This window comes from Erythrobacter sp. JK5 (genome assembly GCF_018205975.1).
Taxonomy (GTDB): Bacteria; Pseudomonadota; Alphaproteobacteria; order Sphingomonadales; family Sphingomonadaceae; genus Erythrobacter.
Genome location: NZ_CP073577.1, coordinates 909,962 through 923,359, shown reverse-complemented (window position 1 = coordinate 923,359; position 13,398 = coordinate 909,962). Strand labels below are relative to the sequence as shown.

Annotated in this window: 11 protein-coding genes; 3 read left to right on the top strand and 8 right to left on the bottom strand. The window is 64.2% G+C overall.

What is annotated here, in order from left to right; all coding sequences use genetic code 11:
• The first annotated feature begins 230 nt into the window (after positions 1–230).
• Both gltX and KDC96_RS04470 read left to right on the top strand, forming a co-directional pair.
• Positions 231–1,673: a glutamate--tRNA ligase gene (gene gltX, locus KDC96_RS04475; protein WP_212451045.1), complete on the top strand. Its 1,443-nt coding sequence runs from the start codon at positions 231–233 to the stop codon at positions 1,671–1,673.
• Positions 1,674–1,702: 29 nt separating this feature from the next.
• The gene (locus KDC96_RS04470) at positions 1,703–2,989 is read left to right on the top strand and encodes a citrate synthase (RefSeq protein WP_212451043.1); all 1,287 of its coding nucleotides are present in this window, start codon (positions 1,703–1,705) and stop codon (positions 2,987–2,989) included.
• Positions 2,990–3,156: 167 nt separating this feature from the next.
• On the opposite strand, the gene KDC96_RS04465 is transcribed toward KDC96_RS04470, so the two are convergent.
• From KDC96_RS04465 to KDC96_RS04450, 4 genes are all read right to left on the bottom strand, one after another.
• Positions 3,157–4,629 (bottom strand): sensor histidine kinase KdpD, encoded by a 1,473-nt coding sequence (locus KDC96_RS04465; RefSeq protein ID WP_212451041.1) that lies wholly within the window; start codon positions 4,627–4,629, stop codon positions 3,157–3,159.
• Between the two features lie 3 nt (positions 4,630–4,632).
• The gene (locus KDC96_RS04460; RefSeq protein WP_212451039.1) at positions 4,633–5,592 is read right to left on the bottom strand and encodes a hypothetical protein; all 960 of its coding nucleotides are present in this window, start codon (positions 5,590–5,592) and stop codon (positions 4,633–4,635) included.
• 39 nt (positions 5,593–5,631) lie between these two features.
• A complete protein-coding gene (locus KDC96_RS04455) occupies positions 5,632–6,831 on the bottom strand; it encodes a hypothetical protein (protein ID WP_212451037.1) in 1,200 nt (399 codons plus the stop codon).
• 89 nt (positions 6,832–6,920) lie between these two features.
• Positions 6,921–7,232: an Hpt domain-containing protein gene (locus KDC96_RS04450; protein WP_212451035.1), complete on the bottom strand. Its 312-nt coding sequence runs from the start codon at positions 7,230–7,232 to the stop codon at positions 6,921–6,923.
• Positions 7,233–7,486: 254 nt separating this feature from the next.
• On the opposite strand from KDC96_RS04450, the gene KDC96_RS04445 reads away from it, so the two are divergent.
• Positions 7,487–9,889: an ATPase gene (locus KDC96_RS04445; protein ID WP_249171919.1), complete on the top strand. Its 2,403-nt coding sequence runs from the start codon at positions 7,487–7,489 to the stop codon at positions 9,887–9,889.
• Positions 9,890–9,892: 3 nt separating this feature from the next.
• Here the strand turns inward: KDC96_RS04445 and KDC96_RS04440 are convergent, their stop codons facing one another.
• From KDC96_RS04440 to KDC96_RS04425, 4 genes are read right to left on the bottom strand one after another with little or no spacing between them, the layout of a single operon-like run.
• Positions 9,893–10,183, bottom strand: a complete 291-nt coding sequence (locus KDC96_RS04440; RefSeq protein ID WP_212451031.1) for a DUF1467 family protein — start codon at positions 10,181–10,183, stop codon at positions 9,893–9,895.
• Positions 10,183–11,838: a ribonuclease J gene (locus KDC96_RS04435; protein ID WP_212451029.1), complete on the bottom strand. Its 1,656-nt coding sequence runs from the start codon at positions 11,836–11,838 to the stop codon at positions 10,183–10,185. The genes KDC96_RS04440 and KDC96_RS04435 overlap by 1 nt, the downstream gene beginning before the upstream one ends.
• A gap of 28 nt (positions 11,839–11,866) precedes the next feature.
• Positions 11,867–12,658: a type III pantothenate kinase gene (locus KDC96_RS04430; protein ID WP_212451027.1), complete on the bottom strand. Its 792-nt coding sequence runs from the start codon at positions 12,656–12,658 to the stop codon at positions 11,867–11,869.
• Between the two features lie 9 nt (positions 12,659–12,667).
• Positions 12,668–13,390: a biotin--[acetyl-CoA-carboxylase] ligase gene (locus tag KDC96_RS04425; protein WP_212451025.1), complete on the bottom strand. Its 723-nt coding sequence runs from the start codon at positions 13,388–13,390 to the stop codon at positions 12,668–12,670.
• Between the last annotated feature and the right edge of the window lie 8 nt (positions 13,391–13,398).

The window sequence follows — 13,398 nt, the reverse complement described above, 5'->3', positions numbered from 1 at the left end:
TGCAGGAAGCTTTCGGCACGTCCCGAGAGGTCTTCGGGACCAGTGTCGAAAACTCTCGACCGGTGAACGCCCCATTGCCAAGCGCGCGCTGCGGATTTACGGGCCGCACCACCGCCGCTGGCGGGTCCAGCTTCGGCCCCCTCCCCCATCGGTATGATCGGCGCGTCGCGCATCGACTCCCCCCGGCCCGTCATTCGGCGAGACGCGAAATGAAAAGGAATTAACGGTTTATGGCAAGCGAAACCGGCCCGAACGGCTCTGAAACTCCCAACCGTGTCGTCACCCGGTTCGCGCCTTCGCCCACGGGTTTCCTGCATATCGGCGGCGCACGCACGGCTTTGTTCAATTGGCTCTATGCCCGCCACCATGGCGGCAAGGCTCTGCTGAGGATCGAAGACACCGATCGCAAGCGCTCCACCCAGGAAGCCATCGACGCCATTCTCGACGGGCTGGCCTGGCTCGGGCTCGATTACGACGAGCAGCCGGTGTTCCAGTCGGAACGCGGATCGCGCCATGTCGAAGTCGCGGAAAAGCTGCTCGAACACGGGCATGCGTACAAGTGCTACGCAACCCAGGAAGAGCTCGAGGAGATGCGCGCTGCCCAGCGGGCCGCGAAGCAGCCGATCCGCTACGACGGGCGGTGGCGCCACCGCGATCCGTCCGAAGCGCCCCCGGGATCACCGTTCGTCGTTCGGCTCAAGACCCCGGAAACGGGGGAGACGACGATCATCGACGAGGTCCAGGGCAAGGTCACCGTGCGCAACGAGGAGCTCGACGATTACGTCATCCTGCGCGCCGATGGGACACCGACCTACATGCTCGCGGTGGTGGTCGACGATCGCGACATGGGCGTCACCCATGTCATCCGCGGCGACGACCATCTCAACAACGCGTTCCGGCAATTGCCGATCTATCGCGCGATGGCCGAAATCGAAGGCGACTGGGCGGGGCCGGTCTATGCCCATATCCCGCTGATCCACGGATCGGACGGGGCCAAGCTTTCCAAGCGGCATGGGGCGTTGGGGGTCGAGGCGTACCGGGACGAGATGGGGATCCTGCCCGATGCCCTGTTCAACTACCTCCTGCGGCTGGGCTGGGCGCACGGCGATCGCGAGGAGATCAGCCGCGCGGAAGCGATCGAACTGTTCGACCTGTCGGGCGTAGGCAAGAGCCCTTCGCGGTTCGACCTGAAGAAGCTGGAGAACCTCAACGGCCACTATATTCGGGCTGCCGACGATCGCACGCTGGTCGATCTGATGCTACCAAGACTCCCTGAGCGAGCCGATCCAGAGCTCCTCGAACGGGCGATCCCCGTGCTCAAGACACGTGCCAAGAACGTCGACGAACTGGTTGAAGGGGGACAATTCCTGTTCGCCAAGCGTCCATTGGAAATGACCGACAAGGCTGCCGCGCTTCTGGACGACGAAGGGCGCGCGCGGCTCGCAGCCATTTCGGAGCGGCTTGGGCAGGAAAATCACTGGACAATCGAAGCGCTCGAAGCCACTACGAAAGCGCTCGCCGAGGACCTGGGATTGGGTCTCGGAAAGCTGGCGCAGCCAATGCGTGCTGCACTTACCGGAACGACGACCTCGCCCGGAATTTTCGATGTTCTGGTCCTTCTGGGACGGGAAGAGGCCCTCGCACGGCTCGACGCGCAAGCCGCGACGAGCTGAGAGGGCAGGAATAGGACAGGAGACCATCTGTGTCAGACAAGAACGCCAAACTGGAGCTCGGCGGTAAAACCTACGAATTTCCCGTGCTCGAAGGCAGCACCGGCCCTGACGTAGTCGATATCCGCAAGCTCTATGGCCAGACCGGCGCGTTCACGTTCGATCCCGGGTACAAGTCGACCGCCAGCTGCGAAAGCGCGCTGACCTATATCGACGGCAACGAGGGCGTTCTGCTGCATCGGGGCTACCCGATCGGGCAGCTGGCCGAGCATTCGAGCTTCATGGAAGTCAGCTATCTGCTGCTCAACGGCGAGCTGCCGAACAAGGACGAGCTCGACGATTTCACCTACACGATTACGCGTCACACGATGCTGCACGAGCAGCTTTCTGTGCTGTACCGCGGTTTCCGCCGCGATGCGCACCCGATGGCGATCATGTGCGGCGTCGTCGGCGCGCTGTCGGCGTTCTACCACGACAGCACCGACATTTCCGATCCCGAGCACCGCAAGATCAGTTCGCATCGCCTCATCGCCAAGATGCCGACGATCGCCGCGATGGCCTACAAATATGCGATCGGGCAGCCCTTCATGCAGCCCAAGAACGATCTCAGCTACACCGGCAATTTCCTGCGCATGACCTTCGGCGTTCCGGCCGAAGAATACGAGGTGATCCCGGCAGTCGAAAAGGCGATGGATCGGATCTTCATCCTGCATGCCGACCACGAACAGAACGCCTCGACTTCGACCGTGCGGCTTGCCGGTTCGTCGGGCGCGAACCCGTTCGCCTGCATCTCTGCCGGTATCGCATGCCTGTGGGGTCCGGCGCATGGTGGAGCCAACGAGGCCGCGCTCAACATGCTGCGCGAAATCGGCACCCCCGACAAGATCCCGCACTATATCGAGCGCGCCAAGGACAAGAACGATCCGTTCCGCCTGATGGGCTTCGGCCACCGCGTGTACAAGAACTACGATCCACGCGCGACCGTCATGCAAAAGACCGTGCGCGAAGTGTTCGAGGCGCTCAACGTCAAGGACCCGGTATTCGAGACTGCGCTGCAGCTTGAAGAAATCGCGCTCAACGACGATTACTTCAAGGAAAAGAAGCTGTTCCCGAACGTGGACTTCTATTCCGGCATCATCCTGTCGGCGATCGGGTTCCCGACCACGATGTTCACCGCGCTGTTCGCGCTCGCTCGCACCGTCGGTTGGGTGGCGCAGTGGAACGAGATGATCTCCGACCCGGCACAGGTCATCGGTCGTCCCCGCCAGCTCTACACCGGCCCGACGCAGCGCGACTACGTGCCGGTCGACAAGCGCTAGATCCGCGCCCGCAGGCGAACAGGAGTGGGACGGTCCCTCGCCAGGTTGTTGCTGACGGTGACCGGGGGTGCGTTGCTGTTTTCGGGCGTGATGTGGGCGCTTCAGGGGCTCGGCATCCTGATGTGGCCCGAGGGCAGCTTCATGCTCGCACAGCGCGAATGGGGCCTCTACGGCGCGATCACTGCAGCTATCGGAGCGATACTGGTCTGGGCCGCAACCCGGCTTGGGCCACGGCCTTGACCCCGGCTACCCGGCCTCGGGCAGCGACAGGGTGAATTCCGCCCCGCCCCGCTCTGGCTCGCCAGCGTCAGGTCGCCGTCCATCGCGCGTGCGAGGCGGCGCGAAATATAGAGTCCGAGCCCCGAACCGCCATCGTTGTCGCGGCCCAGACGCTCGAACTTCTCGAACACCTGCTCGACCTGGCCGGCCTCCACGCCGGGCCCCTCGTCGCTGACGCTGACTTCCACTCGGCCATTGGCAGCCCGCTTCGCCGCGATGGTGACGGTGCTGTCCTCGGGTGAATAGGCAATCGCATTGCCGATCAGGTTGATGAGGATCTGAAGCACGCGGCGAAATTCGGCGACGGCGACGATTCCATCCGCCTCGCCGACGATGTCGAGCACGATCGATCGATCCTGTGCCCGCACGCCCAGAATTCCCGCTGCGCGCCGGGCCGCGTCGCCGAGGTCGACCTTTTCCGCGATCGTTGTGAACCCGGCCGCTTCGACCACTTCGAGGTCGGCGAGATCATCGAGCATGGCCGACAGGTGCTTGCCGGCCGTCGCAATGTTGCCCGCATACTCGCTGTATTCCGGCTTAAGCGGCCCCGCGAGCCGAGATCGGATCGTTTCGGCATTGGCGACGATGCGCGCGATCGGTTGGCGCAATACCGGCGTCAGCGCGCTCCCGATCATGCGAGCATCGGCGCGTTCGTCTTCCGGCGAATCCGCGCCATCGGCGTCGCTGGGGGTCAGCGGTTCTTCGGCGATCAGCAGCATCTCGAACCCGCGGGGTCCGCCGTTCACCGGCCCGAGCGGCATCAGGCGCAGGCGCCACTGACGGTCCGAGCCAGGAATCCGGCAGCGGGACCCGTCGATCAGCCGCCAGTGCAGCGGCTGTCGGTAAGCGATCCCGACGAGCTCGATATAGTCCGACCAGAATTTCCCCGGTTCTTCTTGAAAGGCTTCTTGAAGCGCTCGCGCATCGGGTGCGGTCGCGTTCAGAACCTGCACGCGTTGCCGGGCATCCAGCCGCGCCACGATTTCGGCGGTGGCCCGGTCAATCGCATCGAGCCGCTCGGCGAAGTCGCGCGCATTCTCAGGGGATTGCGGCCCACGCTGCCAGTTTTCGACCAGCAATTCGCAACCGCCCCCGGCCTCGGTGCCGAGCGGATGCACGCGCACGAAGCCGCTCACCATTCCGTCGCCGTCGAAAGCGGTGAATTCTCGCGCGATCCGCAACCCCATTTCCCGGCCCTGGCGCACCAGGTCGAGCAGTTCGGGCACGGCGAGCGTGCCGGGGATCCTGCCGCCGCAGCGCTCGTGCAGGTCCGCCAGAGGCTCGTCTGCGGTCAGCAAGCGATCGCGATCGTCGGTCAGCCCACGCGCGGCAAGCAGGGTCTGGTTGGGCTCGAGCGCCATGGTCTAGCCCGCCGCGCTCGCGTTGGAATGGCGCAGCAGTGCCAGCGCACGTTGCGGCGATAGGTCGCCTAGCCCATGCGGAAGCCGTTCAAGCGGTTCAATTGCGGCGAACTGGCGCTCGATTGCCGGCGGATCAAGGCCCGCAGCGCGCAGGCTGAGCGCGAGCCGCGCGGCTTGCTGTTCGTGGCAGGCCAGCACCGCCAGCTCGCGTGGCTGCCGGGTCAGCGCACTCAACCCGGAAACGAACAGTGCGAGGCCGGCATGGTCGAGCTCGAGCGCAGCCGCAGCCCCGCCCCGCATCGATGATACGAGGCGGGCGAGCACTCCGACCCGGCTCGCGCCCTCGTCGAAACTCTGCTTGATCGACTGGATAACCTCCCCCGACGGAGGTTGGCCGATCCGCTTCATGAAGCTTTGCCAGCGCTTCAGGACCGCGTGAAACAGTTCCGCAGGCAATTCGCTCAACGGCAGGGCCATGCGGCGCTGGCTCTGCATGAAGCGCGATTGTGCGGCGAGCGCCGCCATTGCCAATTCGGCCACCGCAGGCTGATCGGATGCGATAAGCTCCTGCAGCAACGGGGTCAGAATGGGATCGATCGAGGAACGATGTTCGAAACGCTCGGTCAGCAGGCCTTCCATCGCGATGGCGTAGCAATGGCTCAAAACGGCGCTGTCGCCTCCGAGATGATCAGACAATTGATCGAGCAGTGCCTCGTCGGGCATGTCCGGCGATCCGCCGTCGGTGGTGAGCAGCTGCCGGGAGATATCCATAAGCATGCCGCTCAATCGCGCGACGATAGCGTCACTGACGAGCGAATGGCCATTGCTCGCGAGCAGATGCGCCAACACCGGCGCAACGCCGCTGAGCGCGCGATCGCCGCGTGCGAGCCCGTCCTTCAGGACAGTCTCGACATACGGTGCCTCGCGCGAAGCCGGTGCCTGATCGCTCGCCAATTCGCCCATCCCGCTGCCTTACAGCGCTATAGTTAAGCCCGCGTTAGCTCAAATCCGACGTATTGGGAGCAGTTTATGGGCGAGCGCGGCGAGACCGAATGCGACCAGAGCATAAGAAAGCGCGCCGAATCCCGCGCAGACCGCAAGCGCCAGGATATGCGTCGTCCGGTCCGCCCAGAACGGACCGAGCCGCGTATCAGGATCGCGGGCGGCGATCCGTGCCAGCCCGATGACGAATATTGGCAGCGCGAGGCGCTCAGGCGCCGCAGCAAGTCCTCCCAGCGCACCGATCAGCGCGGTAATCGCAGCCGTATCGATGACCGCCCGCGATGCAAGCCATGCCCAGACGCCAGGCCGGTTCCCGAACAGGCTCGCGCGAAGCCGAATCCATGCTTGCGCCAAAGACGCTGCGAATGCGGCTACACCGACCATCGCCAGGCCCGCTACGCCATAACCGAACCACGCCAGTGCGATGCCGACGATGGCCAGCAGCGCTGCTCCTGACGCGGCCAAGAGCCTCCCATGCGCGAGGCCCCAGGAGGCCGACCGGCGCACCACTTCGCCGGCTAAAGCATCGCCTGGCGCCAGCCAGTTCGCTGTGCTGACGAGCCCATCGATCAGGTCGCGTTCGCGCCGCACGAGCATGTCGGGCGATTCGGCAAACTGCCATCCGCCGTTTGCGCCGCCTTTATCGAGCGGCAGTTCAGCACAGGGCACACCCGATTGCAGCGCCAGCCTCACCAGCAGGGATGCGGCCTCGCCGTCGGGCGGGTAGTCTGCAATCCGCTGCGCGACCGAACCCGGCACGATCGCCAGCCCCGCCCAGCTTCGTGCGGCGTCGATCCGTTCGAAATGCTCCGGGTGGCTCTTGGCCAACGAGTGGTCTGGCGCGAGGGTATAGACGCATTGCAATAACCGGGCGTCTTCCGGGCACAGGCGTTCCGCCCATGACCGATCGATCAACAATCCGTCGAGCAGGACAACCAGCTTCTCATCTGTGCGCAGCAGAGAACCCAGCTGCAGGTGGCCGCGGATCGCAAGGAATTCGCCACCGGCCAGTTCGGTTTCGCGCTGCAGAGCGATGATTTCGGGGCCGGTGCTCTCGCAGATGCAGACGATCCGTTCGCAACCGATCCGCCGGGCGAAATCGACCTGCCAGCCCAGCACGGTGCGCCCCGCCAACGGCATCAACGCGCGCCGATCGCCATTCTCGCTGTGTTTGAGTGCCGCCACCAAGGCCGTGCGCACGCCTGCTCTCCCATGGATGCGCATGGGTAATGCCAGCATGCCGCGTCATTCAAGCGGCGCGGGCTGCCATCGTCGCGAAAATCGGGGGGTTAAGCGCGGGCGGCGCCGGAAAAGCGGGCCAGGACCTGTTCAATGCTGCGGATCGCGGCGGGTTCGCCCGGCGCGGATTGCAGCGCGTCTTCCGCAGCATGCAACAGGTCTTCGGCGTGAAAGCTCGCGGCCAGCCCCTTGAGCCGCATCGCCGCCACGGTCCAGTTGCCGTCGCACCGCGAGCGCCTGAGCAGATCGAGCTGCTTGGCGGCGCTTTCCATGAAGGCGCCGCGCAGCTCGCGCATTAGCGCGGCATCATCGCCTGCGGCAGCGGCCAGTGTGGCATCGAGGGCTCCGGCTTCGTAGACCATGCGTGCCGCGATACAGCCGGAAGGGTTAAAGCGGGGTTTATCCTGAGTCCGGGTGTGGTATTTATCCGCTCATGAGCGGAGGAAATCATATTCGCGCCGTTGGCGACGGAAGCGAAAGCAAGGCGAACGCGGCAGCGGACGTCGAGACCCCAACCACAGCTGGATCGGAACCGTTACCGGAGCCCGGCACCGCGCTTGACGATGTTGTCGTGGATTATGAGGACTCCGAGCTAAACCTAGAATATTACGATGAAATGCCGGATGCGTCACGGCCCTGGATCGCGCCGGTACTGGCCGGTATCGCGGTGCTGGCCTGGACCGGCTTTTTCCTCTGGGGAACCAACGCAGAACTGCTCGCCGCGACCGGTTCCGGACCGCGCAACTGGATCGCCTGGGTGGTCGAATGGTCGGTGCCGGTCCTGCTGATCGGGGTCGCATGGCTGTTGTTTTTGCGCAACTCCCGCGCGGAAGCATCGCGTTTCGGTGCCACGGCGGCGATGCTAAGCCGCGAAAGCGCCGAGCTCGAAAACCGCCTCACCGTGGTCAACCGCGAACTCAGCCTCGCGCGTGAATTTCTTGCCTCGCAATCGCGCGACCTGGAATCGCTGGGCCGCATCGCCAGCGAGAGGATCTCGACGCATGCCGGCGAGCTGCAACAGCTGATCCAGAGCAATGGCGCGCAGGTCGACGCCATTGGCAGCGCCAGCGAAACCGCACTCGCCAACATGGCAAGCCTGCGCGACGATCTTCCGGTGATCGCCAATTCGGCCCGCGATGTATCAAACCAGGTCGGCAATGCCGGGCGCACGGCGCAGGAACAGCTCGAGAAGCTGGTGGACGGGTTCGAGCGTCTCAATGCGTTCGGCCAGAGCAGCGAAACGCAGGTCTCGGCGCTTGGCGGCCAGGTGGCGGATATCCTGACCCGGTTCGAAACCCAGTTGTCACGGATCGAAAATCTGGTTTCGGGCCGGTTCGAAGCGTTGTCGCAGCAGGCCGAGGAATATCGCGCCAGCATCGGCGAAAGCGAGAACCAGGCGCTGGCGGCAATGAACGAGCGCATTGCTCTGCTGCAGAGCGAGACGAAGGCGATCGGGGTCGCGCTGAGCGAGGCCGAGAATGCGGCGATGGAGCAGATTCGCGGCTCAAAGCAGACGATGCACAAAGAGATCGCGGCGATGGTCGAATCGCTCGCCCGGCTCGATCACGATGCGGTAACCGCGTCGCAACAGCGCGTGCGTGAACTGAACGAGGAGGCCACGCGCTTCGACCATCGCCTGGCCCAGCGCAACATCAAGTTCCAGGAGGAAATTGCCCGCCGACAGGACGAATTCGACACCCGTGAGGCACAGTCGACCGAAATCCTGTCGCAGCGCCTAGCCGAGCTCGACGAAGCGCTGGCGGAACGGCGCGAGGCGCAGACCGTCGAAACCCAGAAGCTGGTGGCGCAAAGCACGGCGATGGGGGCGCAGCTGGGCGAACTCAACGATCTGATCGCCCGGATCGGGGAAGCGGGCGATGGCGCACGGTCGAGCCTGGGCGAAGGCCTCGCCGCGCTTGAAGAGCAACTGGCTGCCAAACGCAGCGCTCTGGCCGAAACCGAAACCCAGCTGTCAGAGCTGACCGATGCCAGTATCCGGTTGCTCGAAATCATCCAGTCCGGCGCACGGCAGAGCCGCGAAGACCTGCCGCAGGCGATCGAGAAAGCCGCGATGGATCTCGGCAAGGTCGAAAAGCGAGCGACGACGCTGGAAGGCATGATGCTCAAGACCACGCAGCATGGCGGGGAACTGTCGCATTACCTTGCGACGACCCGCGAGGAAATCGAAAGCGCCGACAGTTCGCTCCAGATGCTGCAATCGCGCCTTTCGGAACAGGCCGAGGACACGCTCGCCAAGCTGCAGGGGCTTCGCGGCGGGCTCGATCGGCTCGCTGCCTCGGGCGAAAGCTTTGCCGAGAACACGCTGGAACGACTGCGCGAGGCACTCGATTCGCTTGAGCAGGCAACGAAGTCCGCGTTCGAGGCGCTCGACACCGGCGCCCGCGAAAAGGTCGGCGCGCTGGCGGAGACGATCGGCGGCGAGGCGATCGAGGCATTCGAACGATCGCTGCGCAACGAAACCGCCGAAACGATCGGCGCGCTCGAACAGGCGGCAGCGCACGCTTCGGGTGTGGGTCGCGAAGCCACGATCCAGTTGCGCGATCAGCTGGCGATGGTGAACGAGCTGACCGGGAACCTCGAACAGCGCGTCTTCCGTGCACGCGAACTGGCCGAAGAACAGGTCAACAACGATTTCTCGCGGCGGATGGCCTTGATTACTGACAGCCTGAATTCGAACGCGATCGATATTACCAGCGCGCTTTCTGCCGAGATCAGCGACACCGCGTGGGACGCATATCTCAAGGGCGATCGCGGGATCTTTACACGCCGAGCCGTACGCCTGGTGGACAGTGGCCAGGCGCGCGAAATCGCGGAGCTGTATCAATCGGACGAAAGCTTCCGTGGCAATGTCAGCCGCTACATCCACGATTTCGAAGCCATGCTCCGATCGATGCTGTCAACCCGCAACGGCAACGCGCTGAGCGTCACGATACTCGGGTCCGACATGGGCAAGCTCTACGTGGCGCTGGCGCAATCGATCGAGCGGTTCCGCAATTAGGCTCTAGCCGGGCGACCCGGTCTGGCTCGGCGGTTTGGGCAGGATGTCGAGATCATCCGCGCCGATCCAGCCGAATTCGTAGTTCAGCACGAACAGCGTCGTCAGCACCGTCGCGATCACGGTCGCGCGGATAACCAAGCGGCCCGGTCGGAAATTGACCGGCGCGCTCTCGGCCTGACCGGCGACTTTTGCGACGCCGGCCTCGTCCGCGGTGCGCACCCCGAAGGGCAGCAACACGAACGCGCTCATCACCCAAAACAGGAAATAGATCGCGAGGATCGAAGTCCACTGCATCAGTTGCTGGCTCCCGGCATGACCACGCGCACCTGCGGGCTTTTCCCGGCCCAGCGGCGCGCCGCCCGACGCGCGGCAAGGCGCGCTGCCTCGTGAACCGCCGCGGGATCGCGCGCATCCTTGCCCCGCAGCTTGCCGATTGCCTTGAGGATATCGTCCTGCGTTTCCTCGATGAAATCGGTCATGTCTTCATCGAGCGGTAGGCCGATCGCTTCGATATAGGGTCGCTCGCCGCGTGCCAGCACCACGACCATCACACCTTCGAACGCGATCCTGCGACGCATTGTCACGGCTTCGCCGTCAGCGGGCACGATGATGTCGCCATCCAGCACGAGCCGCCCGGCCCTGACCTGTGCGAGCCTTCCGGGTTCGCCGGGTGCGAGGCGCACGATATCGCCGTTCGATTGCACGACCGCGCTCGGAATCTGGCAGCTTTTGCCGAGCTGCGCCTGTTCGCGCATGTGGCGCATCTCGCCATGGACCGGAACGAGCACTTCGGGGCGCAGCCATGAATACAACGCCTCGAGCTCGGGTCGACCCGGGTGGCCCGAGACGTGGATCAGGCTTTGCCGGTCGGTCACCATGGTGATGCCGCGCGCGGCGAGCGCGTTCTGAACCTTACCGATCGCGATCTCGTTGCCGGGAATCTGGCGCGAGGAGAACAGCACCACGTCGCCGCCGACGAGTTCGAGCGGGTGGTTCTGCTCGGCGATGCGGGCGAGCGCGGCGCGCGGCTCGCCCTGCCCGCCAGTCGCGAGGATGAGAACCTCGCCGCGCGGCAGGCCCATCGCCGTGTCGAAATCGACCGGCGTCGGGAAATCGGCGAGATAGCCATTGTCCTGCGCGACCTCGATGATGCGGTCGAGCGATCGGCCCGCAACGCAGAGTTGCCGGCCGGTTTCGCGCGCGACTTCGCCCAGCGTGTGGAGCCGAGCGACGTTGCTGGCGAAGGTCGTGACGAGCACGCGCTTGCCCTCGTGCCGGGCGACTTCCTCCATCAACGCGCGATGCACCGCGCCTTCCGATCCGGAGGGGTTGGGATTGAACACGTTGGTCGAATCGCACACCAGCGCCAGCACGCCTTCGTCGCCGATCTCGCGCAGTTCCTTTTCGGTGGTCGGCTCGCCGATGATCGGGTCTTCGTCGAGTTTCCAGTCGCCGGTGTGGAACACACGGCCATAGGGCGTGTCGATCAGCAGCGCGTTGCCTTCCGCGATCGAGTGCGCCAGCGGGATGTAGGTGACGTCGAACGGGCCGATTTCGATATGCCCGTGGTCTTCCTCGATGATGTTGAGTTCGACCTGGCCGAGCAGGCCCGCCTCCTCGAGCTTGCGGGCGACGAGATCGGCGGTGAACGGCGTGGCATAGAGCGGCACGCCCAGCTCGCCCGCGAAATAGGGGACCGCGCCGATATGATCCTCGTGCGCGTGGGTAAGGACGATGCCGAGCAGGTCCTTGCTGCGTTCCTCGATGAATTCGAGGTCCGCGAAGACGAGATCGACTCCGGGATATTCGTTTCCGGAGAAGGTCATGCCGAGGTCGACCATCAGCCACTTGCCATCGCAGCCATAGAGATTGACGTTCATGCCAATCTCTCCCGAGCCGCCTAGTGCAAGGAAAAGCAGCTCTTTTTCAGGAGTATAGTTCTTTTTCACGAGTTCTCGATTGTGAGAGGAGGAGGTCTCATTCGGCCGCCTGTGCAGCGATGATCCCGAGACCCTCGATTGTCAGATCCGCATCGACATGATCGAAGATGTCGGTGGCGTCATCGAACAATATGGCGAGCCCGCCCGTCGCTACAACCTTTGCCGGCCGTCCTATTTCGGCCTTCATGCGCTCGACCATGCCCTCCATCATCGCGACATAGCCCCAGAACACCCCGATCAGCATCTGGTCTTCGGTGTTGCGCCCGATCACGCTCTTGCTCTCGGGCGCGCGGATCGCGATGCGCGGCAGCTTCGCGGTCTTGCCCACCAGTGCATCGAGCGAAAGATTGATACCGGGCGCAATCGAGCCGCCTTTGTAGGTGCCGTTGAAATCGATCGCTTCGAACTTGGTCGCGGTTCCGAAATCGATCACGATCAGGTCGCCGCCGTACTTGTGATGCGCGGCGAGAATGTTGAGCGCCCGGTCGGCGCCGAGCGAGCTGGGCTGATCGACATCAATGGCGAACCGCCATGCCGCCTTGCCCTGGCCGGCGAACAGCGGGGTGATGCCGAAATATTTCTGCGCCAGAACAGTGAGGTTGTGATCGGCACGCGGAACAACCGATGCGAACACGATCCGGGTGATGGCTTCGCGACTGATCCCTTCGATCGTGAGAAGTTGCAGCAACCACACCGCGTATTCGTCACCCGTGCGGCGCGGATCGGTCGCGATCCGCCAGCGGGCACGGACCGAATAGCCGCCTTCGCCATCGGGATCGAACAGTGCGAACACGACATTGGTGTTTCCGACATCGGCAGCGAGCAGCATGATTGTATCCTATTCTAGAACCACGTCGCCGGCATGGACCTGCCGGATTGCGCCGTCGGGCATTTCCAGCAGCAAGGCCCCGTTGGCGGTGATCCCCTCGAACACGCCTTCGATCACCTTGCCATCGCCATCGTGCACGGCGAGCGGCGTACCCTTGGGATGGGCATGACCGAGCCAGCGGACCCGCATCGCTTCGGCCCCGAGTGTGCGCCAGCGTTCCAGCTCGCGCCCGACATGGTGGATCAGCCGCGCGGCAAACCGGTCGCGCGAGGGCGGTTCCTCTGAAACCTGAGCCAGAGCGATGGTCTTGCGCCCGGCGATGTCCGGAGCAATCGCGAGGTTGACGCCGATCCCGATGACGACCTGAAATTCGAACAGCTCCATCAGGATGCCGCACACTTTGGCCCCGCGCAGCAGCACGTCGTTGGGCCATTTGATCATCAGTTCGCTCGCGTCACCGAGGAATTCGGCCAGCGTTTCGCGCACCGCGAGGCTGATCGGCAGGTTGAGCCACGTTCCGGGATATTCGCCGCTCTGCAGCGTGACTATGGTCGAGCCCATGAAGTTGCCCGCGCCATCTTCCCAACCTCGCCCCTGCCGTCCGCGCCCGGCGGTCTGGCGGTCGGAGATCAGCCAGTACCCTTCCTCGAGCTTCTGATGCGCGCGCAGCGCCGCCATCAGGTCGGCATTGGTCGAACCCGTTTCCGCAATGTACTTTTGGCGAGTGCTCATGCGCTCCA

Bases quoted from the DNA above. Each gene is read 5' to 3' on its own strand.
- KDC96_RS04450 (WP_212451035.1), bottom strand. From the start codon at position 7,232: ATGGTCTACGAAGCCGGAGCCCTCGATGCCACACTGGCCGCTGCCGCA.
- gltX (WP_212451045.1), top strand. From the start codon at position 231: ATGGCAAGCGAAACCGGCCCGAACGGCTCTGAAACTCCCAACCGTGTC.
- KDC96_RS04445 (WP_249171919.1), top strand. From the start codon at position 7,487: ATGCCGGATGCGTCACGGCCCTGGATCGCGCCGGTACTGGCCGGTATC.
- KDC96_RS04465 (WP_212451041.1), bottom strand. From the start codon at position 4,629: ATGGCGCTCGAGCCCAACCAGACCCTGCTTGCCGCGCGTGGGCTGACC.
- KDC96_RS04460 (WP_212451039.1), bottom strand. From the start codon at position 5,592: ATGGGCGAATTGGCGAGCGATCAGGCACCGGCTTCGCGCGAGGCACCG.
- KDC96_RS04430 (WP_212451027.1), bottom strand. From the start codon at position 12,658: ATGCTGCTCGCTGCCGATGTCGGAAACACCAATGTCGTGTTCGCACTG.
- KDC96_RS04440 (WP_212451031.1), bottom strand. From the start codon at position 10,183: ATGCAGTGGACTTCGATCCTCGCGATCTATTTCCTGTTTTGGGTGATG.
- KDC96_RS04425 (WP_212451025.1), bottom strand. From the start codon at position 13,390: ATGAGCACTCGCCAAAAGTACATTGCGGAAACGGGTTCGACCAATGCC.